Here is a 22,397-nt window from a genome sequence, read left to right on the forward strand (position 1 = left end):
TCATCACTGTTCAATCCTGTTTGAGCCCCGGTGTGCAACTTCCGGCACCTAGAGTATCAAATCACGATTTTGTTTGGCTCTCGTCCCCCAGACTCAACCAATCGAAGACAGCACTGGAAACGTCTCCAGGAGCCAGAAAGCGAAGGAAGAAAGATAGCCAGTCATCATTGCGACTCCCATCAAGATCATAACCGATCCGGCGAATGTCCGCAGGATACGGCCGAGATGTCCGAAGGACTTCAATCTGGCTGCCAGGGCGCCGGTGAAAACGGCGGCAAGCAGGAACGGCACACCGAGGCCCAGCGAGTAGATCGCTAATAGTGCGACACCGTCTGCGACTGATGCGGATGCCGCGCCAACTGTCAGAATGGCACCGAGGATCGGACCGATGCAGGGGGTCCAGCCAAAAGCGAAAGCCAGGCCGAGCACATAGGCCGAGACGGCCTTGCCGCCGGGCAGATCCAGATGAAACCGCGCCTCGCGCATCATCAATCTGGGCCGGATCGTTCCGAGCATGAACAGCCCGAACAACGTGACAATCCCGCCCCCGACGATGTTCATCTCGAAGCGGTAGCGAAGCAGCAATTGCCCCAACGCTGTAGCACTGGCCCCAAGGATGACGAAGACGGTTGTGAAGCCGAGCACGAAGCAAAGGCTGAATCCGAGCGCTGCGCTTCGCGCGACAGAGACCTCACCTGAGGGTGATGTAATAGTCGACCGGCCGGCGACATAGGAAACATATCCCGGCACCAGCGGCAGTACGCAAGGCGACAAAAACGAGACGATGCCAGCGAAGAAGGCGCTCAGGATACCAATATTCGAGAGTTCAGGCATTCGGACGGCCTTTCAAGCCTTCTTCCGAGCTCACTGGTCACCGCTTTCGCGGGCACGCTCGATAAGCGTTTGCATGGTTTGCAGGTCGGTGGCACCGCGCAGGATTTCCTCGCCGATAACAAAGCCCGGCGTTCCGTTGATCCGCAGCGCCTGGGCGAGCGCAAGATTGCGCGCGATTTCAGCGTCGACCGCAGGTTCGGCCATATCGGTTCGCAGCCGCTCGACATCCAGGCCGATTTGCCCAGCAACCGCCATGACTCGTCCCTCATCGGCAGCTCCTGACACCTGCATCATTGCCTTATGAAACTCTGGGTAGAGGTTCTGCTTGCGGGCCGCAAGCGCTGCCCTGGCCGCGAACACGGAGTTCGGCCCGAGGATGGGAAACTCCTTGTAGACGATGCGAAGTTGCGGATCGCCTGCTTCCGCCGCCGTCATCGCTGGCGCAACCTGGCGGCAATAGGAACAATTGTAATCGAAGAATTCCACCAGGGTCACATCGCCTTGCGGGTTGCCACCGACCGGACTTTCCGGGCTGTTGAGGAGTTCATCGCGATGGGTGGCAAGAGCCGCCTGCGCGTCTGTCTGTTCAGCTTCCCGCTGACGCTGATCGAGGTTCCGCATGGCCTCGACAATGACTTCCGGGTTGGCAACAAGATAATCGCGGACGCGCCGCTCAAAGGCATCTTGTGGCAGCGTACTTGGCGAGCCCCGAGGCGGCTGGTCCGCTTTGAACCCCGGATCAAGCAAATACCAGGCACCCGCAGCAACGATCAACAGCAGGGGCAGGAGAACAAAACCGAGGCCGCGCCTCATGAAATTCAACTGTTGCATGACTTTTCTTTTCCTCCCTTAAAACCAGCCCGTGAGCCGTTCCCACCAACTCTTCTTGACCGGCGGTTTCGGCGCGTGAGCGTTGTTGGTGAGCGCGTTTACGTAAAGGGTCAGGTTCGTTTTCTGAAATTCGGCACCATGAAAAAGCGCGGCGTGGCGCCCATTACGGTCAATGACATGCACCATTGGAGACGTTCCGGTGCGGCCACTCAGCGCGGCGAAACGGTCAGCTGCAGCGACGGCCGTCGCACCGGCAGATGGAACGGCCAACCTCCAGTTTGCATCGTCCCAAGGGGCCTCAATTGGCGCATCGGCGTCCTGAACGGTAACGAAGGTCACCATCTCCTTCATTGGTGAAACATTCACTTGCGCCTGAACGGCAGCCAGGGCGGCTTGCTGTTCAACGCATGGATCTCCACAGCCTTCGGGAACAAAGCTGATGATCACAATCTGATGGTGGAGGTCACCAAGCCGTAGCGGATCGCCATTTTGAAGCTCGACATCAAGGGCTGGCATAGTCGGACGATCCGCGGCCTCGAATGCCGGCTCTTTTTCGGTCATCACTTCGTCAAGACGCTCTCCCGGGTGGTTCGCGAATGCCGGTTGCGCGGCCAACAGGAGGGACAGAAACAGGAATCGGATCATTGCCCCGCTCCCTTCTCCGAATTCTCGGGTCCGTCGGCAGCTATGCCAAGTACGGAAACCTCAACGGTTACCTCCCCGGATTTCTCGAAGCTGAGCGTCATGGAAAACGTCGCCCCCTCATCGAGCTTGTCATGCAGCCCCATCAGCATCATGTGCATACCGCCGGGCGCGAGCGTCACCCGCTTGCCGGCCGGTATAGCGAGCGCACCGACAAGCTTCATTCGGCTGACGTCGCCATCTTTCTCAACTGCATGGATCATGACTTGGTCGGCGGTTGGAGTCGTTACGCCCAGGAGCCGATCATCCGTGGCGCTCTCGATCGTAGCGTAGGCGGCCGCCGGTCGCGACGCGAGGATGCTCGCCCGTGCCCATGCATCGAGGACACGCACCGACTCCTCGGCTGCTACCGGAGTGGTCACGGGCGGCGATATCAACCAGATCGCCATCAGGAGGATAATCGTTTTCTTCATTCTTTTCACCTGTTCATTCGTGTGATGATCTGGGAAGCCAACTCCTGTGCCGACTGCTCTCCCTCGCGGAATACAGCCTCATACCTGCCTTCGGGCGTCATCAGATACATGTGCCCGGAGTGGGCCATGAGATAGCCGTCCGGAGCGGAGGCCTCTTCCATTTTTTCGTAGTAGACGCGGAAAGCATATGCGGCCGCAGCAGTTTCAGCCTCTGTCCCTGTGAGACCGATCAGGTCTGGGTGAAACGCTTGAACGTATTCCTTCATGACCGCAGGCGTATCGCGCGTCGGGTCGACGGTTATGAAGAACGGAGCGATACGTTGGGATTCGGTCCCCAGCCGATCCAGCACCTCGGCCATATAAGCAAGCGTGGTCGGACAGATGTCAGGGCAGTGAGTGAACCCGAAGAAGACGAGTTGCCAGCGCCGCTGGAAATCTGCTTCCGTCACGCGGGTGCCATTGTGATCGAGCAATGAAAACTCGGAGTGGACTGCCGCTTCTCCAACCGTTAGGGGGCTCGACGGATCGCGAAAGTCGATCGTCCGGACAAAATATGCGCCACCGAGTGCCAAAGCGGAAGCGGCCACCAGCAACCACAGGCCATAGCGAATACGTCTCAGTTGCGTTGTTCTGCTTGATGTCATGTCAGTTTCTCTCGTGAATCCCCGCCTGGATATTCGGTCCAGGCGGGGTAGTTCTCGACGTCCTATTGGTCTTGCGATGTCTTCATGTCGTCTTTCATGCTGGCCATCAACTTGGTGCACTGCTCCATCATCGGCGCCATCTGGGCCATCATTTTCATCATGCCCATCATGCCATCCATTCCGCCCATACCGGACATTGCGTCCTGGTCCATCATACCTTTGTTGTTCCCCATGCTGCCCTCTTCCATCATGGAGCCTTGGGCGCTTGGAGTTTTGTGCTCCGCAGCTTGAAGGGTCGGAACTGCGGCGAAGCTGAACATCAGAACGGCGGCCGCTGTGAGTGACTTGATCGGTTTAATCATCTGTCGTTTTCCTTGTCTGGTTGGTTTCGGATAGGGAATACCGGGACGAAACCGCAACACTGACGGTTTGTGCGTCTGGCCCGGTTTGGTTCGGCAAGAGGCTATTCTCGGCTCCGCCAGGCAATGAAGATTCACCGTCTGCGGCAGCGATATTTCCGGCCTGGTTTGACTTGCAGGAACCGCCGGTAACCTTGTTCATACAGAGTCCGAGCGCGCACATGGCGACACACGGCAGTGCTGTGAGGAGCAGCGGTGCTATACCTGCGGCGGCCAGCCAACTCCAATTGAACGCAAGACCGCCGGCGATCGCGACTGCCGCAAGTATGAGGTATCCTCGGCGGCCGCCGAGGTAGTAGCGAAGGGCGTAGAGAACGTCGCGGCCAAGCGAACCGTCTTCTGTATTGGATTGTCGTGTCGTCGCCATGAGGGCTTCCTTTTCAGTTCGAGCTCAGATGGGTTTTGAGAAACGCGACCATCTCGGGCGCGTCCCACTCGGCTGGGCCGACGAGCCGCCCCAGTTCTTGTCCTTCGGGGTCGATGAGGAGCGTCGTTGGCAGGCCGACGGCCGCAAGGTCGAACGAAGCCTGCATCGACGCATCGATGTAGAGACCGAGATTCCGGATACCAATCTCGGTATAGAACTTGCGGACCACTCCCGCCCCGGCCCGGTCGACAGAGAGAGGCACAACCTCGAAACCGGGGCCGCCGAGTTCTGCCTGAAGCGCGTCGAGCGTTGGCATTTCCTCGCGGCAGGGCACACACCAGGTTGCCCAGATGTTGAGCAGAACGGTTGTGCCTTTGAAGGAGGCTAGCGTGAGAGTCTGACCGTCCCCGTCCTCGAACGTGATTTCGGGAAGCGGTCGGGGCGTTTCGTGCATGACGAAGGAGCGGGGCAACATCGTCGCGGCTCGTTTATCGCTGATCGGGTGGGCACCAGAAGGCTTATCGCCGTCGATGTAAATCATCACGGCTGTGACCGCGAGCGCAGCCACCATGAGGACACATGCCGCAAGAGCGGCCAAGATTGTGCGCTTTGCGTGCAATAGGCCTGTCATGGACCAGCCTCCCGCATCTCCCGGTCCGCAGTCCGCTGGCGCAATGATTCCACCAGCGGCAGGATGGTTTCGGCGAGCACCTCTTCGTTCACCGGCCCGATATGTTTGTAGGCGATGAGCCCGTCCCCATCCACCACGAAGGTCTCAGGCACGCCATAAACGCCCCAATCGATCGCCACGTGCCCACTGATGTCGGCGCCGGTGCGCGTGTAGGGGTCCCCGAGGTTGTCCAGCCATTGCGCCGCATCGTCCGGCTGATCCTTATAGTTCAGGCCGTGCAGCGGCACGGTGCCTTGCGCCGCCAGCTTCATGAACAAGGGATGCTCTTCCCGGCAGGCGACGCACCAGGAAGCAAAGACATTGACCAGCGACACCTCTCCTTTAAGATCATCACTCGACAGCCCAAGTGATCGCCCCTGAACCGGCGGCAGATCAAAATCGGGCACCACCTTGCCGATGAGCGCTGACGGAAGACTGCCAGGGTCTTGGGTCAGGCCCCAGGCCAGAACGATGGCAAGCGCCGCAGCGACAGTGAGCGGCAGGAAGGCCAGGACCCTTCGTCCCGTTTCGGCGGCGGACTGTTCCCTGTCCATGCTCATGGCCCGCCTCCGGCCTTGGCCGTCACTCGAGCCTGTGATTCCCGCTGGCGCTCGGGCCAGGTACTCTTGATGAACGCGAGTACTGCGGCGATTTCCTCGTCGCTCAGGATGTCCTCGAAGGCGGGCATGTCGCTCTCATAGCCCGCAACAACACCGCCGACGCCGAGCTTGGTGATGTCGAACAGGTCCTGATCCGAGTGATGCCAGGTGTGGCCGCTCTCGTCATGAGGCGGCGCCGGCATGCGGCCGTTCTCCAGCCTGCGCCTCCAGTCCGGCTGACCCTCTAGATTGGCGCCATGGCAGGAGGCGCAGTTTTGCGCATAGACTTGGCTTCCAACAGTGATCTGCTCGTCCGTCACGGATTGACCCAGCACGGTCAGGCCTTCTGCTCGCGTATAGTTGCTTTGCGGTTGCCCATTTACGGCGATAGCTGTCAGACCCGAAAAGACGACAGCGGAAAGAAGGACAATCATCCGCCTCATTGCCGCTCCCGCAGAAATTTCACCAACGCGAGAATACCGAGGACCAGAACAGCGAGGCTCAGAAGCCAGAAAAGACCACCTCCGGCCATCATCAACCCCATCATGGAGCCATCCATCATTCCGTTCATGCCATCACTCATCGGAATAAACCGCGACGCCGTTCTTGCCGAAGGCGTAGGTCTTCAGCGTGCCTGTTTTTGCTGGTGCCATGCCGGGAGCATTGCCCGGCATTCCAGGCAACGTGATGCCGGTGACATCCGGACGCTCGCTGATCAGCCGCTCGATGATCTCGACAGGCACGAGCCCGCTTACGACATAGCCGTCAATCTCGGCCAGGTGGCACCCTATTCCCCGCTCGGGAACACCCATCTCAACAGAGCGCTTGTCGTAAGCGCGATCGTCGACGCGCGTCACGGAAAAGCCGTTCATCTCCAGATAGTCGGCATAGGTATCGCAACATCCACAGCCGGGGTCGCGCCAGATTGTAATCGCTTTCGCACCAGCTACGCTAGCACTTGCGTCTTTGGGAGCTTGAGCCGAGGTCATGGCGGTGAATGCCACACTACCAATGGCAGCCAAGGCCGCAACGGTTGCGGCGACAATGATCTTTTTCATGATATTCTCCATTATTGGCTTGCGAGCGGGATCCAAGACAGACCGCCATCGCGAGTTTGGGTGAGGCCCTCCTTGGTGAGGGCAACGACTTGATCGGCATTGTTGGGATGGACGGCAATCGCATCAGTGCGGAAAGATGAGCGTTGCTCCCATACGACCCCGGCGTCCGAGGAAGCCCACACTCCGGAAGGTAGGGCGGCATAGAGCCTCATCGGAACCGACGCTGCGCTCACCAAAGCGTGGATAGGTTCTCCGTCCGGCAACGGTGCCTCCGGCGCAGGCGCTGCTCCGGATACCAATGCGTCCATCGCATCGCCGGGCTGCACGTCCTGCCAACGGCAGAAACAGTCGGGCACGCGGGTGAGACCCAATTCAGTTCCAGCGTATAGCCAGATGCCACCCATGCCCGAGGCCAGATCGACCGAGGTCAATGCGGTCAAGTCGCGTTCGGCATCTGCCAGCCAAGGCCGGTCCATCGCGAACACCCAAGACCGGCCAGCATCTTCGCTTTTCCATAGACCGTCGCCATGAACGGAGACATACAGGGTATCGGGGTTTGAAGCAGCCGCTGCGACAGCAGTTACTGGAGCCTCGGGTAAGCCCTGGCTTCTCGCCTCCCAGCTCTGCCCGCCGTCTTCGGATAGCGCGACGCCCCCATTGGACAACCCCGCCGCAATCCGACCGGCACGGTTGTTGTGCGTTGCAAGCGAAAGAATGTTGCCGCCCTTCGGACCGGGCAGCGGTGTCAACACTCCGCCATCGTCGCGGCGGGTAAGCCCAGCACCTCCGACGATGATCGCATCGCCATCGAAGGCTATTGCGGAGAGTGTTTCGCCGGGCGCGGCACGAGCTGTCCGGTTTAGCGAAACCGAGAGCACTGCACTGGCCCCGAAAGCCACAGCGGACGTGATAAAGGCTCGACGCGTTGGCGTCGGTAGAAGAAATGTCATGATATTCCAACTATTCTGAGGGGAACTCAAACCCGCAGCGCGCGAACCCCGCGATGCTGAGTAGGACTATGAACGATCAAATTGATCGCGCATGAAGTCAGCCGCAGCTAGCCGGAACGGAGTCCGGGCAGCTTCAGCTCAGGATTGTGGATCTTGGAGGGTAAGGGTTCGGCAGTCCGGTGCGTCCGGTCATGCTCCGATCAACCGATTTTTCGGTAATCGTCACAGCCGCAGGCAGACCGAGTTCGCCAGATGGCAGGATGGCCGACAAGGGAGAAACGCAGATATAATCGCACGAAAGCATGTTGTCGCTGCCGTCAGGGCAATCCTGGCAGTCGCCCATATCGTTGTCGAAGGCGGTGAGTGCCATCGTCGTGTTCATGCTGGCGGAATTCGCGGTATGCACGACCGAGCCCGCCGCGAACACGGCGAGCATGAGGATCGTTAGAATGCGGACATACCTTTTCATGTCCTATTGATTACCCTGAAACCCCGTTCCCTGTCGATACACGTTTTGTCGCACCGTCAGTACGGGCTCAAAAACGTGTCAATTGCCAAAAAATGACGGGGTCAATTGGAAGTATCACAAGAGTGTCTAGATCATTTCACGTGTTCTTGATGCGCACTGCAAATTGTCGAAGTGCTGTCCGGCCCTATCTGGATTTCAAATACGATGGGCGCGTGTTTTCGCACTGAGCCGCTAAACAAAGCCATCACGATACACGGCACACCAGATATCATGACGGCGTCCAGGTCTCTCAGTTCACATCCATTGGATGAAAAGACCACCACAAACGGGACGGCACCCTCATCTCGACTGATCGAAGATTGAGGCTATCCAATAGTTTCCAATACGTGCGTCACCATTCCAGTATTTGAATCGCATTTGAGATAAATACAAGCCACTGATTTTTCACAGTTTTTATCTGTTTCTCGTAGTTTCTTTCCATCAACTTTTGGGGAAAGGTTCAACATGGGAAAGTCAATTATTGCGGCAGTTGCGCTCGCTTTGTCCTGCAATGCCGCCAGCGCCAATGCACTCCATCTCAATCCAACGCAGCCCTCCAGCGTCGCGAATATGGTGACATTCGGTAAAACAACGATTCCAATAGGTTATTATGATTACTGTCAGCGCTATGCGGACCGCTGTGACCGCCCGGCAAATGGTCCGATCGTCAAGCTGACGCGCGAACTTTGGAATGACATTATTCAAACCAATTATGATGTGAATACATCCGTTGCGCCTCTAACCGACAACGAAATTTTTGGGGTAGAAGAGCGTTGGGAGTATCCCAAGAATGTTGGCGATTGCGAAGATTACGCACTTGAAAAGCGCAAGCGCCTAAATCAACGGGGCATACCGCTGGGTGCACTATCAATGACGGTTGGACGGGATGCAAATGGAGGCGGACATGCGGTCCTCACCGTTATCACCGATCGGGGGGATTTCGTTCTGGACAATGTCGAACAGCGGGTTTTGCTTTGGAAAGACGCCGAGCTCTATTTTCTAAAGCGCCAATCACAACATGATCCCAACATATGGGTCAGTCTCGTTTCGGGTTGAGTTGTTGGCCATTGGCCAACAACCACACGGCTCCTGTGACTAGCGCCAGAAAGTATGTGGCAAACTCTCCGTACAACGCTTCCATCATGTTGTGACCACCGACAAGGCAATAAACGCCGAACACGATTGCAAGGGCCAAATAGGCCGCAGAGACGGCTACAACAAAAAGACCGATGCGTGGCAGCACGTGAGAATTCCCGATGGTTTCGATCGAGAAATTATGAATGTACCGCTGGAGTAACGCCAATCACTTGTCGGTGACCGCCCGTGAAACGGGAGAACCTGTCTGGGTTTCTAACTGCAGATGAGAATAGCTCACGAAAAACATCGTTGCAGTGAACCCAAATAGCACCAACATCAGAAGGATGTTCCCGCGCTTGCGCCGCTGAGCCAATATACGCGACTCCATGATCGAAAGTTGCGCATTCGCATCAGTCATAATTTTCATCCTTTGCCCCATCCTGCATTTCTGCATCGATCGATACACGATAGTTTGTGTTGGCGGAAGGCAATTCAACCACAAGGAACTGCTGTTAATTGCCTAAAAAAGTGTGTGACCTGGAACCAAGTTCCCACCCTCAATCAATGGCCGGCCCCTAATCTCAAAATGAGGGAATCTGAGCGCTACGTCAGGCCGTTTCCCCATCAGCCCGGAGAGCAATAGGCGGTACGTTCCGGACTGCTTATCGGGCGAATGGTAGTATTATCGCGAGAAGCACGGGTTGGTGGACCAAATAGATCACCAGGCTGTGGCGCCCCATCCAGACAAAGGGCAAAAATCTTCTGTTCTCATGTGTTTCCAATTGGATGATACGACCATAAAGGCCGGACGATAGGGCGGCCTTGGTTGCCCCAATTGCAACTATCGTAAGCCCGACCCAAGGAAAAATGGGCACATAGTCGTTACTTGGAGGGGGAGTAGCCGCAAAACCTATCCATGCCAGCCACCTCGTATCGAACGCCGCCGCGTTGACCAGCCATGGCAGAAGGATAACAACCAGGCCAACTGCAGTGGGTATGATCGGGTGAGATCGGAGAAACAGAACCCCGATCAACGTTGCAGCAGCGATTGCGTGGAGTATGCCGAAATAGACGAAATTGCCTGGGAAGAAAGCATAGGTGAGCGCCGATATTAACGCCGCCGAAACGACGATGACCGAAAGCCTTCGCACGAACGAGCGCCACCGCATGTGCTGCGTGTGGGCGAGTACGAGGCTTATTCCAACGAGAAACATGAAAGTTCCTGCGAGCGTCCGGCCGAACAAGAGCCAAGCGGGATGGCCTGCAAGCCCAACGTAGATGCCTGCATAATCGAGGTCCCAGACGAAATGAAACACGACAACTCCGAGGATTGCAATTCCGCGCAGCACGTCAATTGACTGGAGGCGCATATGTGCCACCCGGTTCACGGTTAGACGCGATGTAGGTTGTGTCGTATCCATCCCGAGGTTCTAAAACCTCATGCTGGTAGAGGTTCAAGCCCCAAAAAGACTTCCCTTTTCATACGCGAGCCTGAGGACAATTTTTTATTTGGTGCGCTGCTGTTTTACTCAAGCGTCTGCAGATGCAGTTTATCCCGTCGTCGATGCGGCAACAGTGTCGTTTGCGGCGCCAAGGTCTGTTCTCTGCGGCTCTGATCGGATCGCAAGTCTGAATTCGATCCCATCGTCAGAACGCAGGGATGGGCTAACGAAGCTACCGGAACAGAGGAGTTTGCATGTCGGCAGGCCAACAATTGCCGACTCGCGCAATTGTCGCTGCTATCTAACATGTTTCCGTACCGCCTCCTCAACAATGGGCTCATCGCAAGAGCGCGTGAAACATTTTAGATTTCTGGCTTGTGCAAAGCAGCAAATATCTCTGCAGCTTACACGCGACTATTTCCGCAAGTCCCATCGACCCGCGCCGAGAAAGCCTGAAAACAGGAATGGCCGAAGCGGACACCGCCTACCGAGATAATCGCCAAGCAAACGGAACTGGCCAAATACAGCGCAGAGAACAGAGGCATGCCACCTGCCATCGACAATCCGCTCGGCACGCGCCCTACGTCTTCAAGGATGGGATGTTCAACACAAAAAACTGCTTGAACCTCTACCTGCCATAGCTTTTACGATGATTTCGCATCTATCAGGAGCTAACATGAAAAGACGTTTCTTCCTCACCGGCGTTAGTGCGCTAGTAGCTATTCCCGTGTCTGCTTCGGTCGTGCGCGCGGCCACAATGGAGGACATGCTCAAGCCCGGACCTCTTCCTGAGCAAGTTTTCGGATCGCCGGAGGCGCCCGTAACTGTGATTGAATACGCCTCATTGACATGCCCACACTGCAGGACTTTCCACGTAAACACATGGCCCGCTGTGAAACAGATATATGTCGATACCGGCAAGGTGCGGTTCATTATGCGCGAATTTCCCTTCGACCCGCGCGCACAAGCTGGATTTATGCTCGCCCGCTGCGCAGGAGAGGGTAATTGGTATGCAACCGTCGATCTTCTCTACCGTAGCCAGGACAGATGGGCGCGGGTGGCGGACCCCGCCTCTGCTTTCAAATCTATTATGGGCCTGACTGGCATGAGCGGGGAAAAAGTGGAGGCTTGTCTGACAGACCAGTCCATTTTGGATAAAGTTTCTGAAGTGATGGAAACTGGCAAATCTTATGGCGTGGATTCAACTCCAACCTTCTTCATCAACGGCGAGGAGCACAAGGTCGCACTCACGATTGATCAGTTCAGCGAGATCATCGACCCAATGATCCCGGCAGCACAGTAAGGGATGGCTATGACAATAGAATCATACACTCAATCCGCCACGCTGCGACACTGGAGCAAATTTCCATCCGCCGCCTTGCTTATGCTTACCCTTACGATGGCTGCGGGGGCTCCAGCGCTCGCGCAGAACAAGAATGTCGTTGCGCGTGTAAACGGCACGGAGATCACCACGGCCGATGTCGCATTTGCCTCCGAAATGTATGCCAACCAGATGGGCAGCATGCCTGACGATGCTCGCCTCTCTGTCATTGTTGACGAGTTGATTCGGCTTCAGATTGTTTCTGACGCCGCCAGAGCCGCCAGGGTTCCTGACGAGGACTCATACAAGCGGCAAATTGCGTTCTTTGAAGCACAGACCCTGCGATCTGTCTTTTTGGACGGGGAGGTGGCCAAGCGTGTTGACGATGCAGCGGTTCGCAAGGCGTATAATCTCCAGGTCACGAAAAATCCGCCTACAGAAGAATTCCGCTTGCGCCATATCCTTCTGGAAACGGAAGCTGAAGCTCGGGATGCGATAATCGCACTTGAGGAAGGAGAGGATTTCGCAGTGGTCGCCTCTGAACGATCCAAGGACGAGGCTTCGAAGGTAAATGGCGGAGACTTGGGCTACCTTGTTTCCGGTCAGACCTTGGTGGAGATCGATACGGCAGCTGCCGAACTCGAGCCCGGCCAGTTCACACGTGAGCCCGTGGTCAGCGCGTTCGGATTTCACCTTTTGAAGCTTGAGGAACGGCGTACCCGTCCAGCACCGCCATATGAAGCTTTAGCGACGCAGATAAGAGCTGCACTCGAATCAGCCGCAACGCGGTCGATTATGACGGAACTCAGAGTGGCCGCATCTGTCGAGAAACTGGTTCCTGATGTGTCACCCCCGGCTACTGATGACGGCCACGGCCACGCGGACAATTAGGAGACAACAGGTGGTCACCCGACGTTTCATACTGTTCGGCCTGATTGGCGCTGGTGCAGCACCCGGGTTTTCCTCCGCCGTTGACAAACCACTTTTGTTGATCCGCTCTCGCGGTCCCTAATATATGCATGCGTCTACCTGGACGTCTGGGAAACTGCTTCACAAGCAGGTGCAGCAATAAGAATGTGCGTCATGTTCTACAATCTACAGCACGCCCATTCAGCACTTGGCAGGAAACCGCCAACCGTGGTCTACTGGTCGTAAATGAAGGCAACCTGATCGAAGCAGTAGGCGCAATTACTAACAAAATCTGCCGGGGACAAACGACCATGACTGGAAGCTAGTCAAGGATATTGCGCTCTCTACCCTTCTCGGGATTGCTACGGAACCGTCGCTCAGCAACAATGAAACCGATCTGGTCACGACGTTCCGCGGTAGAAAGCAAGAGAACACCAACAGCTCCGATCATCGGCTGGTCGATCTTGCGTTGGCGATCAAGGCACACTACGGCTGGCCACTGCATGTCATGATGTGGCGGAATATTGTCCTCTCGCCATTCACGAGTTAGAAATGCTTTACGCGCTGCTTCAGCTGCACAAATCGCCATATTTCTCCCAGAATATCCGATATGGCGAAAGCCATATCCTATCATCCGACGGCGCTATACCGGGGTCCCCGCTGCACGAGAAATCAAATCTTATCCTAAGGGCTAGCCAATTTTGATGGAAAACGAAAGATATCCGACACAGATACTCTTACCCGCCTTCTTGAGTCGCCAAAATGGAAGATGCACTTCCATCAACAAATCCACCTATCTTGGTCGCTGGATCAGCGGTGTCTCATGTATATTTATGTATACAGAGGGTTATGCAGAAGAAGGGAATTTGTATGAAGACCAGATTGTGGTCGAACATGCGGAGATAGTGATCCCGACACTCAGTGGAGATAAATTGTCTGGCTACTTTTCGATCTGGAACGGTACCGACGAGTATTTATGGATCGAAGGTTTTGAGAGCATTCAGTTTGCTACCATCACCCTTGACGAGCCGACGGGTGTGAACGGTAACTACCTTTCGAAATCAGAACCTATTCCAAAAGCCCTTCCTCCAAAAACCGAACTGGTTATGTCAAAAGGAGGCGTGCAACTATCCATGAATTACGTGGAGAATCTGATCGCTGGCGACACAATTCCTGTCACTGTTTACTTCACAAACACTGATGCAATTCAGGTGCTTGCCAAAGTTCTGCCAGCTGCCGCAATTCCGACAGAACATCATCACGGAGAGCGCGACGGATAACTTCGTGAGATCGCGTCACAGGTCGTCAAGGTAACCGAGAATATTTCTTTCTGAACTCCGATCAAGCTTGTTGAGCCGAACCTCAGAGCTTCCTCCAGAATTTGGTAGCGTTCGTCAGCCGGGACCTTTGCACGATTCAACATGACCTGGCTCGCAATGCCAATGGCCACTACAGATCCGACACAGCCGACCATCAGAGCTGAGTTCATCGTGCGTGGTTGAAGAACAGCGCGTTGCGCGAAGCTTTCTCGAATTCCTTGGCCAGTCTGCAGCACCACTCAAGCCAATCGATAATCCGCTCGACCACCCAACGTCTCAGCGGAACTTTAAATAAGTCTTGGCTATGTCGGTTCGCTTGACGGCTTAGTCAACAGAACGACCCGCTGGCTTTCTCTTCACGAAAAGTTAATCGCAAACCTATAGACAATCGGGGTCTTAGTAGCCAAAAAGAATGCCATGAACCGAATTGTGCCCTTCACTTTAGCTTTGTTCCTCGCGCTTTCAGCGTTGACGCACTCCTTTGGCGGGGGCTACATTTTTAGCGAACTCCAAAGCACAATCGACTTGGTCGAATGCAATTCCAATGTCGCAGCTGCTATGCGTGGCTCTGATACGGTTCCGCTGAGCGAAGATACAGAAAGCAAGAAATCCGTGCATTGTCAGATGCACTATGCCATTTTCGCTGAACTGGTTGCCCCCCTGATCACCTCTGAGACCCGGGAACATGCCGCATTTTGGAAAACAGCGTTCCTCTCTAATGTGGGATACGTAGTCCCAAGGCCGCCAAACGCTCACGGTTGAATGTCCATTGCGCAACTTGCGCCCATCGGCAACGTTCAACAACGTGAGTATAAAGCATGATTTCGAAAAGAAGACTTATGCTCGGCATCGGCGCCGGCATTGCATTATCTTTTGGGTTACCCTCATATGCCCATACTGATAAATTCAAACTAGACGAGAAATTCGAACCGCAGACCGTTCGCTATAGCGGTTACAAGCCCGGTACCATCATAATTGATCCAGAAAATCATTTCTTGTACTTGCAGCTTCCATCAGGCAAAGCTCGCCGCTACGGGATTGGAGTGGGGCGAGCCGGCCTGGCTTTCAAGGGGCAGGCTAAAGTCGGTCGGAAAGCAGAGTGGCCATCATGGACCCCCACGGCCAACATGATAAAACGAAATCCCGGCAAATACGCACGATTCGCCAAGGGAGTGCCGGGTGGGCCCAACAATCCATTGGGATCCAGGGCACTGTACTTGTACAAGGACGGACGCGACACACTTTACCGCATTCACGGCACGACGGAACCGTCTTCAATCGGTCGCTCAGTGTCCAACGGCTGCATCCGCATGATCAATGAGCACGTCGAAGACCTTTTTGAACGGGTACCAGTCGGTGCGCAGGTAGTCGTTCAATAATCTCACCCCATTTTCAGCATACAAGCGATTGCTGGCCGAAAATCGTTTCCGGAATATAAGGCTCGTTCTCCATCACAAAATTTCTTAACGGGTCCAATAAGAAAGTTCACGAAAGTTGAAATGATATGAACCGTCGTCAATTCATTCATGGGGCAGCCAGCACTTCAGTGCTGGCCTTGTCCGGGTGCTCTACTGCCACCAAAGTCGGCCAATCGGTTGAAGAACTACCGACCACTCAGAATTCGTCCAACATTATGACAATGTACGGATCCATGCCTGAGGAGAGGTTCCCTCTTCCAGCAATAGAAATAAGCAAGGTGCCATCAAAATTCAGAAGGCGTCAGGTGAATTTCACCAGTCCATATCCAGTTGGAACCGTTATCGTCGACACAAAGACATACTACCTGCATCTGGTCCAAGAAAACGGAAAAGCGATGCGATACGGCGTCGGCCTCGGTAGACAGGGCTTTGAATGGTCAGGTGAAGGTGTCATCCAGTGGAAACAGGCTTGGCCCAAATGGACACCGCCTGAGGAAATGATCGCACGGCAACCAGAGCTGGAGAAATGGAGCGCCGACAATGGTGGAATGCCGCCAGGGCTCAGCAATCCACTTGGCGCGCGGGCACTCTACATCTTTCAAAATGGCAAGGATACGCTGTATCGCATCCATGGATCACCGGAATACTGGACAATCGGCAAATCTGTCTCAAGCGGGTGTGTTCGCATGATCAACCAGGATGTTGTCGATCTTTATGGTCGCGTTACCAGCGGAGCCAGACTGATCGTAATCTGACGCTATGCGCAGGAAACGGAAGATGATGCTGCCGATGATTGAAAAGGAGCGCCCCATGGGCCAAGGATTCCGAACCAACGTGATCGGCATCCTCATGGCGGGCCTTGTCTTGTCGGGATGTGTGACGAGTACGCTGGATCTTGACGGCCGAGGCGACATTCCTATTCCGCAAAAGACACTTGCCAAAATGCGGGATATGGGGATGAGGTCCACAGACCCCGTACTGGTTCGCATCTTCAAGCAGGAGAGCGAACTGGAAGTCTGGAAGCGTGATTCGACCGGCAAATACGCACTGATGAAGACTTACCCGATGTGCCGATGGTCCGGTCAATTGGGTCCGAAAAAATTTGAGGGTGACCGCCAGGCTCCAGAGGGATTTTACACAGTCAATTTTGGCAGGTTGAACCCAAATTCTCAGTATTATCTTTCCTTCGATCTCGGTTATCCGAACAGGCTGGAGCGTGCCAAGGGCTATACAGGTTCTGCCCTGATGGTTCATGGGGCATGTTCATCGTCGGGTTGCTTTGCGATTTCCGACAATTATGTCGCAGAGGTCTATGCCGTTGTCAGAGACGCATTGCAGGGCGGCCAACAGGCCTTTCAGGTCCAATCCTATCCCTTTCGGATGACGCCGGAGAACCTTGCCGCGCACAACGATAATCCAAATTTCGACTTCTGGATAGATCTCAAGGCGGGCTATGATCAGTTTGAAGTACTGCGCCAACCGCCTCGGTTTCAGTTTTGCGAGGGCCGCTACAGGTTTGGAGAACCGGTCAACGGCGTGACATCTGTTGATCCGCTCGGAGACTGCCCAGCCTTCAAGCCGGAAGATCAGCAAGTAGTCGATAAATCGACTGGAGACATCAAGAAAATGAGAAGCCTGCTCAACGATGTCCAGGGACCTGGCCTTGCCTATTCGGATGGCGGTATGAACCCGGTTTTCCGAAAGCTTCTGGCAAAAAAAGGTCCGCAATATTTATCGGAAATAACATCATCGACATTGGTCCCGGTCAGCCGACCGAAAGCAGCCCTCGCGGATCCCTTCGTTGCCGACTAGTTGCGGGCCAAAGTTGGTGCAACATGGGAACTATGATTGCCTGCCTCAAGAGCTGACTAGACAGACAAACTATGAACTATCGACGGCTAATCCAGCCTATCCAGGGCAGAAAAGAGCTGCTGACACCCGCACCGGTTAGCCCGAACATGAACGTGTCCCAGGACGTGGTGTAGCTTCGGCGTTCGCCGTGCCCTCCGGACAGAGCCGGGAATGGGTCAGCTTGCCGCTGGCAGGCTGATGAGCGGATCATCGCTCATCGTGGCGATGGTCTCAAGTGTCATGTAACGGGATCGCTGGACGGCCCATTCGTCGTTCTGTTCGAGCAGGAGTGCACCGACCAGTCTGATGATGGCATCGTCGTTTGGAAAGATGCCCACGACCTCTGTTCGTCGCTTGATCTCGCCGTTCAGTCGCTCGATGGGGTTGGTGCTGTGAAGCTTGGTCCAGTGCGCCCTGGGAAAGGTCATGTAGGCGAGCACGTCCTGCTCGGCGCTGTCCATGAGACTGGCGAGCTTGGGCACTTTCGGCCTGATCTGGTCAGCGACATTGCGCCATTGTGTGCTTGCAGCCTCGGGCGAGTCCTGGGCGAATGCGGTGGCGATGAAGGCTGAGACGACGCGCCGACCACTCTTTCCGGCATGGGCAAGCGCATTGCGCATGAAGTGGACCCGGCAACGCTGCCAGGTCGCGGAAAGAACCTTGGAGACCGCAGCCTTGATGCCTTCATGGGCATCGGAAACGACGAGCTTGACGCCGCACAGGCCCCTTCTTGTCAGCTTGCGCAGGAACTCGGTCCAGATCGGCTCGGCCTCGGATGTGCCGATCTCCATTCCGAGCACCTCGCGTCGACCGTCGGTGTTGACGCCGACGGCGATGATGACCGCGACAGATACAATGCGCCCGCCGCGCCGGACCTTCAGGTAGGTGGCATCGATCCACAGATAGGGCCATTCCCCTTCGATGGGCCTGTCGAGGAAGGCCTTCACCTTGTCGTCGATCTCTTGGCAGAGCCGGGACACCTGGCTCTTGGAAATGCCGCTCATACCCATGGCCTTGACCAGATCATCGACCGAGCGGGTCGAAACGCCTTGGATGTAGGCTTCCTGGATCACCGCCGTCAGAGCCTTCTCCGCCATGCGGCGCGGTTCAAGGAAGCTCGGGAAATAGCTGCCGGTGCGGAGCTTCAGAATGCGCAGCTCGACTGTTCCGGCCCGTGTTTCCCAGTCCCGGTCGCGATAACCGTTGCGCTGGGCAAGCCCAGGGAAACCATGGGACCGAATTCATTGCTGGATTACCTTCTGGAAACAGAGAGCATTCCCATGTCTCAGAACCCAGCGCCCGGCGCTATTGCTGCGAGGCCCTTGAAGGATGCCATGTGGTTGGACCCTCCGCCCTTGTAACCGAAGACATAATTTGCGGTACCGGATATCGAAAACAGCGGCGCGTAGCTAGGCTTTTCTGTGTCTGCTTCAATGGCATCGGTCACGTTGTCGAGGATCAGATTGCGGTCTTCAAGGCTGACGGACAGAACGGCGTGGAACAAGCGACGGCTGGTGTCCTTGAGCACGACGATTTCCATGACGTCCATCGGGACGCCGAGGCGCGCCAGCACAGCCATTTTCAAGATAGCGTAATCTTCGCAATCGCCGCTGCTACGACCCAGAATTTCATTTGGCGTTGACCAGTAATCAGTTCGGTCATGGTTCTGATCATCGGTCTTGTAGGCGACCATGCTATTGACGGAAACCGAGACGTGGCGGAGTTGTTCGCTGATACTTGATCCGTTCAGCGCCAGGCGATCGGCGAGGTCTGCACACTGATTGATGCAGATGGCTGACGGGCCAGAAGCTGCTGCTTTCCGCATCAATACGGATATGCGGGCACCGCTCTTGATCTTGCCGAAGCGGATCCTGTAGGCACCGAACAGTGGTAAATCTTCGCGAATTGCCTCGCTGAGCGACGCGCCAGCCGATGCTGTTGGCACTGAAATGGAGGCGGTGGTGATCTGGTCCTGACTGGCAGTCAGATCGCTGGGTGCCTGGTTATCTGCCGGGCGCGCGGCGGCAAGGGCCGCGAACGCCTGCGGAGCTGCAATGTCAAAGGCAGGATCAGGATCAAAGCCAAGGGGAGCGAAGCCGCCTTGGCTCACGTTAAGAGTCGTCGTGAATTGTGCCATGGTCAGCCACGCCAGATTCCGGGCGACACTCTGGTTTTGTACGAGCGCGGATATTGTATTGGCCGCGACTATAATCTCGGGTTTTGTGTCCCAAACATCGTAGTCATTGGCCTGCGCGGCGGATGCGCATAGAAGTGAGACTAGGAAAGAAGTGTTTCTCAGATATTGCTTATTTGTTACTTCATTATACATTTACTTCGCCTTCCCTTTGTACTAAGAGAAGAATACAATCTCAAATATAAGATTTTAAAAACAAACATACCTAAAGAATATATATTATTTTTGATAAAATTTGAATGATTTTTATTGGGTTGATTTTATCGACGGCAATCTTCGCTTTCGGGCTTTCGCGGATGCAGCCGGCTCACCCATCACTGCGAAATCGGCGAAACCGGAAACGAAAGTTGGCGCTTCAAGAACCGAGCGCTAACATTAAACCGCTGCCACACTGGCCCATCACCGCTACGTGATTTTGCGACTAGGCGGCCCCTACCCGGCTAACCAAAAATGAGTCAAGACTGAACACCTATAAGGAGTCACAGTTGAATGTCGGTTGGTCGCCTATCGCATTGCTCCGGGCAGCCAACGCCCATGAATCTGTCAACAGATCGGCGGAGACATGCAACCTGACGAAACATTTCCACTAAAACTGGAAGCCTCGAAATACTTCCCGCTTTTCAGCGGATCGTGATTCAATCCCGCTGGTGTGATTTGCAGGGAGCGGATGATGCGAGGGCAGCCTGGGTTCTGGGATTTGGACGAACGTTACGAGCGGTTGAGCGCGGTCGGCGATCCGCTTGAGAAGCTCAATGCGATCATTCCCTGGCCTGTGTTCGAGAAGCCGTTGGCGAAGGCACTGAAGCGATCGGATGGATCGAAGGGCGGGCGTCCTGCATTTCCTGCGGTGCTGATGTTCAAGATCCTGGTGCTGCAGGCGCTTTACAATCTCTCCGACGACCAGGCGGAATTTGTTATCCAAGACCGACTGTCATTTATGCGGTTTCTGGGTCTTTCGCTGTCGCAGAAGGTGCCTGATGCCAAGACGATCTGGCTTTTCCGCGAGAGCCTTGTTCGAGCCGGCGCCATCGACAACCTGTTTGCCCGTTTCGACAAGCATCTGTCGAAGTCTGGCTACTTGGCCAAGGGTGGTCAGATTGTTGACGCAACAATCATCCAGGCGCCAAGGCAGCACAACAGCCAGGACGAGAAGGCGGCGATCAAGGCTGGCGAGATCCCGGAAGGCTGGAAGGACAAGCCCGCAAAGCTTGCGCAGAAGGATCGCGATGCGCGGTGGACGGTCAAGTACTCCAAGGCGAAGCAGCCGACGGAAACGCCGACATCAGCCGCGACCAGGCAGCACGACATCGCAATTCCAATGTTCGGCTACAAGAACCACGCGGGCATCGATCGAACCCACGGCTTCATCCGGGGATGGACGGTGACGAGTGCGGCCGCCCATGATGGAGCCCAACTCAGGAATGTCGTCGCTAAGGACAATACCGCATCCACCGTCTGGGCCGACAGTGCCTATCGCTCGAAGACGAACGAGGAATGGCTGGAAAAGAACGGTTTGACGTCTGACATTCATCAACGCAAGCCGAAGGGCAAGCCCATGCCCGAGGCGATGTCGCGCGCCAATGGTCGCCGCTCAAAGGTTCGCTCCGCCGTCGAACACGTCTTCGCCCGACAGAAGGACAAGATGAAGCTCTTCATCCGCACCATTGGCATCAGCAGGGCAAAGGTGAAGATCGGCATGGCCAATATCGCCTACAACATGCTCCGCTATGCATGGCTGACAGGAAGACCGCAGGCAGCGTAACGCCGACGTGGCCGAAAGGCCGGAATGCACGCCGCCAAGGCGGCAATCATCAACAACAATAACGGATATCTGTCCCAGGCTCACCCAAAAGGCGGCTTTGTTCACCCTTCAATGAAATAGCGGTCGGTAAATCGAGCTGTCCAACTTGCTACCGTTGTCCCGTGTAGGACACCGAAATATAAAGGCGCGCCGGGAAGTGCTAGCAGCGCCCCACCAGAAATGTATCAGGTGAATAGGAGATCCCAGATGATGGGCAAAGGAACTATGCCAATGATAGCAGCTCCTCCTGCAGCATAGATCCAACTTGCCGCCAACCGGCAAGATTTTCTCAACTCACTAACGTTCGTGGCGCGAACAGAATGACCCCCGCTCCGAGAATAGAGATCACGGCGCCAGTCAGGTCCCAGATGTCGGGCCGCTGCCCTTCCACGGTCAAGAGCCAGAGCAGCGACGCTCCAATGTAGACGCCGCCATAAGCCGCATAAGCGCGGCCGGCCAAATCGGACGGGGCAAGCGTTAACAGCCAGGCAAAGACCGTGAGGCTAGCAAGACCGGGGACAAGCCACAGGGCGCTCGCCCCTTGCCGCATCCAAGCCCAGAAAGCGAAGCAGCCAGCTATTTCGGCCAACGCAGCACCCATATAGATGGACAGCGTTCCAAACGATGTCATTGGCTATCTCCGCCTTGCGGGTGATCGTGGTCTGTCGCACAAAGCGAGTGATCACCCAGAACTTCAATCACCCGGCAATCAGCTATCCTGCCACCAGCGCATTGCGCCACCATTCGCTTTAGTTCGACCTTTAGCGAGGCAAGGCGTGTGAGCCGTTTTTCAATTTCCGACAATTGAGCCTTGGCAATAGCGTCCGCTGCCGCGCACGGCTGGTCCGGAGTATCCGAGAGGCTGAGCAGATCGCGGATTGCCTCGAGGGTGAAACCAAGTCCCCGCGCATGTCGGATGAAAGTCAGTCGATCAAGCGCCTTGCGGCTATAGAGCCGCTGGTTGCCCGCGCTGCGTTCGGCCTCCGGCAACAAACCGATCTGTTCATAGTAACGGATGGTCGGAATCTTTACCCCCGCCGCCCGTCCAAGTTTTCCAATGGTCAACATAA

30 protein-coding genes and 1 pseudogene are annotated in these 22,397 nt (G+C 55.6%); 9 read left to right on the forward strand and 22 right to left on the reverse strand.

Annotated elements, in window-relative coordinates; genetic code table 11:
• Window positions 1–93: 93 nt before the first annotated feature.
• The 14 genes from GTW23_RS22440 to GTW23_RS22500 all read right to left on the reverse strand — a co-directional run bounded on the left by GTW23_RS22440 (window position 94) and on the right by GTW23_RS22500 (window position 7,956).
• Window positions 94–834 carry a cytochrome c biogenesis CcdA family protein gene (locus GTW23_RS22440; RefSeq protein ID WP_252917572.1) on the reverse strand — a complete coding sequence of 247 codons (741 nt, stop codon included), beginning with the start codon at window positions 832–834 and terminating at the stop codon, window positions 94–96.
• A gap of 30 nt (window positions 835–864) precedes the next feature.
• Entirely contained in the window at window positions 865–1,665 is an 801-nt protein-coding gene (locus tag GTW23_RS22445; RefSeq protein ID WP_252917573.1) for a DsbA family protein, read from the reverse strand.
• Window positions 1,666–1,683: 18 nt separating this feature from the next.
• The gene (locus GTW23_RS22450) at window positions 1,684–2,310 is read right to left on the reverse strand and encodes a hypothetical protein (RefSeq protein ID WP_252917574.1); all 627 of its coding nucleotides are present in this window, start codon (window positions 2,308–2,310) and stop codon (window positions 1,684–1,686) included.
• Window positions 2,307–2,780 carry a copper chaperone PCu(A)C gene (locus GTW23_RS22455; RefSeq protein ID WP_252917575.1) on the reverse strand — a complete coding sequence of 158 codons (474 nt, stop codon included), beginning with the start codon at window positions 2,778–2,780 and terminating at the stop codon, window positions 2,307–2,309. The genes GTW23_RS22450 and GTW23_RS22455 overlap by 4 nt, the downstream gene beginning before the upstream one ends.
• A 5-nt stretch (window positions 2,781–2,785) precedes the next feature.
• Window positions 2,786–3,424 (reverse strand): SCO family protein, encoded by a 639-nt coding sequence (locus tag GTW23_RS22460; protein ID WP_252917576.1) that lies wholly within the window; start codon window positions 3,422–3,424, stop codon window positions 2,786–2,788.
• 62 nt (window positions 3,425–3,486) lie between these two features.
• Window positions 3,487–3,786: a hypothetical protein gene (locus tag GTW23_RS22465; RefSeq protein WP_252917577.1), complete on the reverse strand. Its 300-nt coding sequence runs from the start codon at window positions 3,784–3,786 to the stop codon at window positions 3,487–3,489.
• Window positions 3,779–4,210 carry a hypothetical protein gene (locus GTW23_RS22470; RefSeq protein WP_252917578.1) on the reverse strand — a complete coding sequence of 144 codons (432 nt, stop codon included), beginning with the start codon at window positions 4,208–4,210 and terminating at the stop codon, window positions 3,779–3,781. The genes GTW23_RS22465 and GTW23_RS22470 overlap by 8 nt, the downstream gene beginning before the upstream one ends.
• Window positions 4,211–4,223: 13 nt before the next feature.
• Window positions 4,224–4,781 (reverse strand): TlpA family protein disulfide reductase, encoded by a 558-nt coding sequence (locus GTW23_RS22475; RefSeq protein WP_252917579.1) that lies wholly within the window; start codon window positions 4,779–4,781, stop codon window positions 4,224–4,226.
• Window positions 4,782–4,837: 56 nt separating this feature from the next.
• Window positions 4,838–5,440, reverse strand: coding sequence for a DsbE family thiol:disulfide interchange protein (locus GTW23_RS22480; RefSeq protein WP_252917580.1), 603 nt, complete (start codon window positions 5,438–5,440; stop codon window positions 4,838–4,840).
• Complete coding sequence (locus tag GTW23_RS22485; RefSeq protein ID WP_345780645.1) at window positions 5,437–5,922, reverse strand: c-type cytochrome; 486 nt, start codon at window positions 5,920–5,922, stop codon at window positions 5,437–5,439. Before GTW23_RS22485 ends, GTW23_RS22480 begins: the two co-directional genes overlap by 4 nt.
• The gene (locus tag GTW23_RS23440) at window positions 5,919–6,050 is read right to left on the reverse strand and encodes a hypothetical protein (protein ID WP_290129086.1); all 132 of its coding nucleotides are present in this window, start codon (window positions 6,048–6,050) and stop codon (window positions 5,919–5,921) included. The genes GTW23_RS22485 and GTW23_RS23440 overlap by 4 nt, the downstream gene beginning before the upstream one ends.
• A gap of 4 nt (window positions 6,051–6,054) precedes the next feature.
• Window positions 6,055–6,537, reverse strand: coding sequence for a DUF411 domain-containing protein (locus GTW23_RS22490; protein WP_252917582.1), 483 nt, complete (start codon window positions 6,535–6,537; stop codon window positions 6,055–6,057).
• 11 nt (window positions 6,538–6,548) lie between these two features.
• Window positions 6,549–7,487, reverse strand: coding sequence for a WD40/YVTN/BNR-like repeat-containing protein (locus GTW23_RS22495; protein ID WP_252917583.1), 939 nt, complete (start codon window positions 7,485–7,487; stop codon window positions 6,549–6,551).
• Window positions 7,488–7,620: 133 nt separating this feature from the next.
• Window positions 7,621–7,956, reverse strand: coding sequence for a hypothetical protein (locus tag GTW23_RS22500; protein WP_252917584.1), 336 nt, complete (start codon window positions 7,954–7,956; stop codon window positions 7,621–7,623).
• Between the two features lie 504 nt (window positions 7,957–8,460).
• Between GTW23_RS22500 and GTW23_RS22505 the strand changes: the two genes are divergently transcribed.
• Complete coding sequence (locus GTW23_RS22505) at window positions 8,461–9,051, forward strand: transglutaminase-like cysteine peptidase (protein ID WP_252917585.1); 591 nt, start codon at window positions 8,461–8,463, stop codon at window positions 9,049–9,051.
• Here the strand turns inward: GTW23_RS22505 and GTW23_RS22510 are convergent.
• From GTW23_RS22510 to GTW23_RS22520, 3 genes are all read right to left on the reverse strand, one after another.
• On the reverse strand, window positions 9,032–9,238 hold the full coding sequence (locus tag GTW23_RS22510; protein ID WP_252917586.1) for a hypothetical protein: 207 nt from the start codon (window positions 9,236–9,238) through the stop codon (window positions 9,032–9,034). The two genes, GTW23_RS22505 and GTW23_RS22510, sit on opposite strands and share 20 nt — an antisense overlap.
• Window positions 9,239–9,298: 60 nt before the next feature.
• Window positions 9,299–9,490, reverse strand: coding sequence for a hypothetical protein (locus GTW23_RS22515; protein ID WP_252917587.1), 192 nt, complete (start codon window positions 9,488–9,490; stop codon window positions 9,299–9,301).
• 244 nt (window positions 9,491–9,734) lie between these two features.
• Window positions 9,735–10,442, reverse strand: coding sequence for a heparan-alpha-glucosaminide N-acetyltransferase (locus GTW23_RS22520; RefSeq protein WP_252917588.1), 708 nt, complete (start codon window positions 10,440–10,442; stop codon window positions 9,735–9,737).
• A 748-nt stretch (window positions 10,443–11,190) separates the two neighbouring features.
• Here GTW23_RS22520 and GTW23_RS22530 point away from each other — a divergent pair.
• A complete protein-coding gene (locus GTW23_RS22530) occupies window positions 11,191–11,817 on the forward strand; it encodes a DsbA family protein (protein ID WP_252917589.1) in 627 nt (208 codons plus the stop codon).
• A gap of 9 nt (window positions 11,818–11,826) precedes the next feature.
• On the forward strand, window positions 11,827–12,726 hold the full coding sequence (locus GTW23_RS22535) for a peptidylprolyl isomerase (protein ID WP_252917590.1): 900 nt from the start codon (window positions 11,827–11,829) through the stop codon (window positions 12,724–12,726).
• 340 nt (window positions 12,727–13,066) lie between these two features.
• Here GTW23_RS22535 and GTW23_RS22540 read toward each other — a convergent pair whose 3' ends face one another.
• Window positions 13,067–13,333, reverse strand: coding sequence for a hypothetical protein (locus tag GTW23_RS22540; protein ID WP_252917591.1), 267 nt, complete (start codon window positions 13,331–13,333; stop codon window positions 13,067–13,069).
• A 115-nt stretch (window positions 13,334–13,448) separates the two neighbouring features.
• Here GTW23_RS22540 and GTW23_RS22545 point away from each other — a divergent pair, with 115 nt between their 5' ends.
• From GTW23_RS22545 to GTW23_RS22570, 5 genes are all read left to right on the forward strand, one after another.
• A complete protein-coding gene (locus tag GTW23_RS22545) occupies window positions 13,449–14,024 on the forward strand; it encodes a copper chaperone PCu(A)C (RefSeq protein ID WP_252917592.1) in 576 nt (191 codons plus the stop codon).
• Between the two features lie 456 nt (window positions 14,025–14,480).
• Window positions 14,481–14,825 (forward strand): hypothetical protein, encoded by a 345-nt coding sequence (locus GTW23_RS22555; RefSeq protein WP_252917593.1) that lies wholly within the window; start codon window positions 14,481–14,483, stop codon window positions 14,823–14,825.
• A gap of 56 nt (window positions 14,826–14,881) precedes the next feature.
• Window positions 14,882–15,442 (forward strand): L,D-transpeptidase, encoded by a 561-nt coding sequence (locus GTW23_RS22560; protein ID WP_252917594.1) that lies wholly within the window; start codon window positions 14,882–14,884, stop codon window positions 15,440–15,442.
• Between the two features lie 125 nt (window positions 15,443–15,567).
• A complete protein-coding gene (locus GTW23_RS22565; RefSeq protein ID WP_252917595.1) occupies window positions 15,568–16,236 on the forward strand; it encodes a L,D-transpeptidase in 669 nt (222 codons plus the stop codon).
• Window positions 16,237–16,258: 22 nt separating this feature from the next.
• Window positions 16,259–17,293: a L,D-transpeptidase family protein gene (locus GTW23_RS22570; RefSeq protein ID WP_324288326.1), complete on the forward strand. Its 1,035-nt coding sequence runs from the start codon at window positions 16,259–16,261 to the stop codon at window positions 17,291–17,293.
• A 215-nt stretch (window positions 17,294–17,508) separates the two neighbouring features.
• Here GTW23_RS22570 and GTW23_RS22575 read toward each other — a convergent pair.
• Both GTW23_RS22575 and GTW23_RS22580 read right to left on the reverse strand, forming a co-directional pair.
• Window positions 17,509–18,549 (reverse strand): annotated as a pseudogene (locus GTW23_RS22575) (IS256 family transposase); the annotation flags it as partial.
• Window positions 18,550–18,617: 68 nt separating this feature from the next.
• Window positions 18,618–19,661 carry a transglutaminase-like cysteine peptidase gene (locus tag GTW23_RS22580; protein ID WP_252917596.1) on the reverse strand — a complete coding sequence of 348 codons (1,044 nt, stop codon included), beginning with the start codon at window positions 19,659–19,661 and terminating at the stop codon, window positions 18,618–18,620.
• Window positions 19,662–20,196: 535 nt separating this feature from the next.
• Here GTW23_RS22580 and GTW23_RS22590 point away from each other — a divergent pair.
• Window positions 20,197–21,288, forward strand: a complete 1,092-nt coding sequence (locus GTW23_RS22590) for an IS5 family transposase (protein ID WP_252917597.1) — start codon at window positions 20,197–20,199, stop codon at window positions 21,286–21,288.
• 328 nt (window positions 21,289–21,616) lie between these two features.
• On the opposite strand, the gene GTW23_RS22595 is transcribed toward GTW23_RS22590, so the two are convergent.
• Both GTW23_RS22595 and GTW23_RS22600 read right to left on the reverse strand, forming a co-directional pair.
• Window positions 21,617–21,958, reverse strand: a complete 342-nt coding sequence (locus GTW23_RS22595) for a YnfA family protein (RefSeq protein ID WP_252917598.1) — start codon at window positions 21,956–21,958, stop codon at window positions 21,617–21,619.
• Entirely contained in the window at window positions 21,955–22,395 is a 441-nt protein-coding gene (locus tag GTW23_RS22600) for a MerR family transcriptional regulator (RefSeq protein WP_252917599.1), read from the reverse strand. Before GTW23_RS22600 ends, GTW23_RS22595 begins: the two co-directional genes overlap by 4 nt.
• Between the last annotated feature and the right edge of the window lie 2 nt (window positions 22,396–22,397).

This window comes from Parahoeflea alexandrii (assembly GCF_024105735.1).
Lineage (GTDB): Bacteria > Pseudomonadota > Alphaproteobacteria > Rhizobiales > Rhizobiaceae > Hoeflea > Hoeflea alexandrii.

What these genes read in the sequence shown, in the direction of transcription:
- GTW23_RS22495 (WP_252917583.1), bottom strand. Translation starts at nt 7,487, where the DNA reads ATGACATTTCTTCTACCGACGCCAACGCGTCGAGCCTTTATCACGTCC.
- GTW23_RS22545 (WP_252917592.1), top strand. Translation starts at nt 13,449, where the DNA reads ATGGAAAACGAAAGATATCCGACACAGATACTCTTACCCGCCTTCTTG.
- GTW23_RS22480 (WP_252917580.1), bottom strand. Translation starts at nt 5,440, where the DNA reads ATGAGCATGGACAGGGAACAGTCCGCCGCCGAAACGGGACGAAGGGTC.
- GTW23_RS22595 (WP_252917598.1), bottom strand. Translation starts at nt 21,958, where the DNA reads ATGACATCGTTTGGAACGCTGTCCATCTATATGGGTGCTGCGTTGGCC.
- GTW23_RS22500 (WP_252917584.1), bottom strand. Translation starts at nt 7,956, where the DNA reads ATGAAAAGGTATGTCCGCATTCTAACGATCCTCATGCTCGCCGTGTTC.
- GTW23_RS22460 (WP_252917576.1), bottom strand. Translation starts at nt 3,424, where the DNA reads ATGACATCAAGCAGAACAACGCAACTGAGACGTATTCGCTATGGCCTG.
- GTW23_RS22590 (WP_252917597.1), top strand. Translation starts at nt 20,197, where the DNA reads ATGCGAGGGCAGCCTGGGTTCTGGGATTTGGACGAACGTTACGAGCGG.
- GTW23_RS22560 (WP_252917594.1), top strand. Translation starts at nt 14,882, where the DNA reads ATGATTTCGAAAAGAAGACTTATGCTCGGCATCGGCGCCGGCATTGCA.
- GTW23_RS22540 (WP_252917591.1), bottom strand. Translation starts at nt 13,333, where the DNA reads ATGGCGATTTGTGCAGCTGAAGCAGCGCGTAAAGCATTTCTAACTCGT.
- GTW23_RS22600 (WP_252917599.1), bottom strand. Translation starts at nt 22,395, where the DNA reads ATGTTGACCATTGGAAAACTTGGACGGGCGGCGGGGGTAAAGATTCCG.
- GTW23_RS22530 (WP_252917589.1), top strand. Translation starts at nt 11,191, where the DNA reads ATGAAAAGACGTTTCTTCCTCACCGGCGTTAGTGCGCTAGTAGCTATT.
- GTW23_RS22445 (WP_252917573.1), bottom strand. Translation starts at nt 1,665, where the DNA reads ATGCAACAGTTGAATTTCATGAGGCGCGGCCTCGGTTTTGTTCTCCTG.
- GTW23_RS22475 (WP_252917579.1), bottom strand. Translation starts at nt 4,781, where the DNA reads ATGGTGGCTGCGCTCGCGGTCACAGCCGTGATGATTTACATCGACGGC.
- GTW23_RS22520 (WP_252917588.1), bottom strand. Translation starts at nt 10,442, where the DNA reads ATGCGCCTCCAGTCAATTGACGTGCTGCGCGGAATTGCAATCCTCGGA.
- GTW23_RS22580 (WP_252917596.1), bottom strand. Translation starts at nt 19,661, where the DNA reads ATGTATAATGAAGTAACAAATAAGCAATATCTGAGAAACACTTCTTTC.
- GTW23_RS22465 (WP_252917577.1), bottom strand. Translation starts at nt 3,786, where the DNA reads ATGATTAAACCGATCAAGTCACTCACAGCGGCCGCCGTTCTGATGTTC.
- GTW23_RS22450 (WP_252917574.1), bottom strand. Translation starts at nt 2,310, where the DNA reads ATGATCCGATTCCTGTTTCTGTCCCTCCTGTTGGCCGCGCAACCGGCA.
- GTW23_RS23440 (WP_290129086.1), bottom strand. Translation starts at nt 6,050, where the DNA reads ATGAACGGAATGATGGATGGCTCCATGATGGGGTTGATGATGGCCGGA.
- GTW23_RS22490 (WP_252917582.1), bottom strand. Translation starts at nt 6,537, where the DNA reads ATGAAAAAGATCATTGTCGCCGCAACCGTTGCGGCCTTGGCTGCCATT.
- GTW23_RS22565 (WP_252917595.1), top strand. Translation starts at nt 15,568, where the DNA reads ATGAACCGTCGTCAATTCATTCATGGGGCAGCCAGCACTTCAGTGCTG.
- GTW23_RS22570 (WP_324288326.1), top strand. Translation starts at nt 16,259, where the DNA reads ATGATGCTGCCGATGATTGAAAAGGAGCGCCCCATGGGCCAAGGATTC.
- GTW23_RS22535 (WP_252917590.1), top strand. Translation starts at nt 11,827, where the DNA reads ATGACAATAGAATCATACACTCAATCCGCCACGCTGCGACACTGGAGC.
- GTW23_RS22505 (WP_252917585.1), top strand. Translation starts at nt 8,461, where the DNA reads ATGGGAAAGTCAATTATTGCGGCAGTTGCGCTCGCTTTGTCCTGCAAT.
- GTW23_RS22555 (WP_252917593.1), top strand. Translation starts at nt 14,481, where the DNA reads ATGAACCGAATTGTGCCCTTCACTTTAGCTTTGTTCCTCGCGCTTTCA.
- GTW23_RS22440 (WP_252917572.1), bottom strand. Translation starts at nt 834, where the DNA reads ATGCCTGAACTCTCGAATATTGGTATCCTGAGCGCCTTCTTCGCTGGC.
- GTW23_RS22515 (WP_252917587.1), bottom strand. Translation starts at nt 9,490, where the DNA reads ATGACTGATGCGAATGCGCAACTTTCGATCATGGAGTCGCGTATATTG.
- GTW23_RS22470 (WP_252917578.1), bottom strand. Translation starts at nt 4,210, where the DNA reads ATGGCGACGACACGACAATCCAATACAGAAGACGGTTCGCTTGGCCGC.
- GTW23_RS22485 (WP_345780645.1), bottom strand. Translation starts at nt 5,922, where the DNA reads ATGAGGCGGATGATTGTCCTTCTTTCCGCTGTCGTCTTTTCGGGTCTG.
- GTW23_RS22455 (WP_252917575.1), bottom strand. Translation starts at nt 2,780, where the DNA reads ATGAAGAAAACGATTATCCTCCTGATGGCGATCTGGTTGATATCGCCG.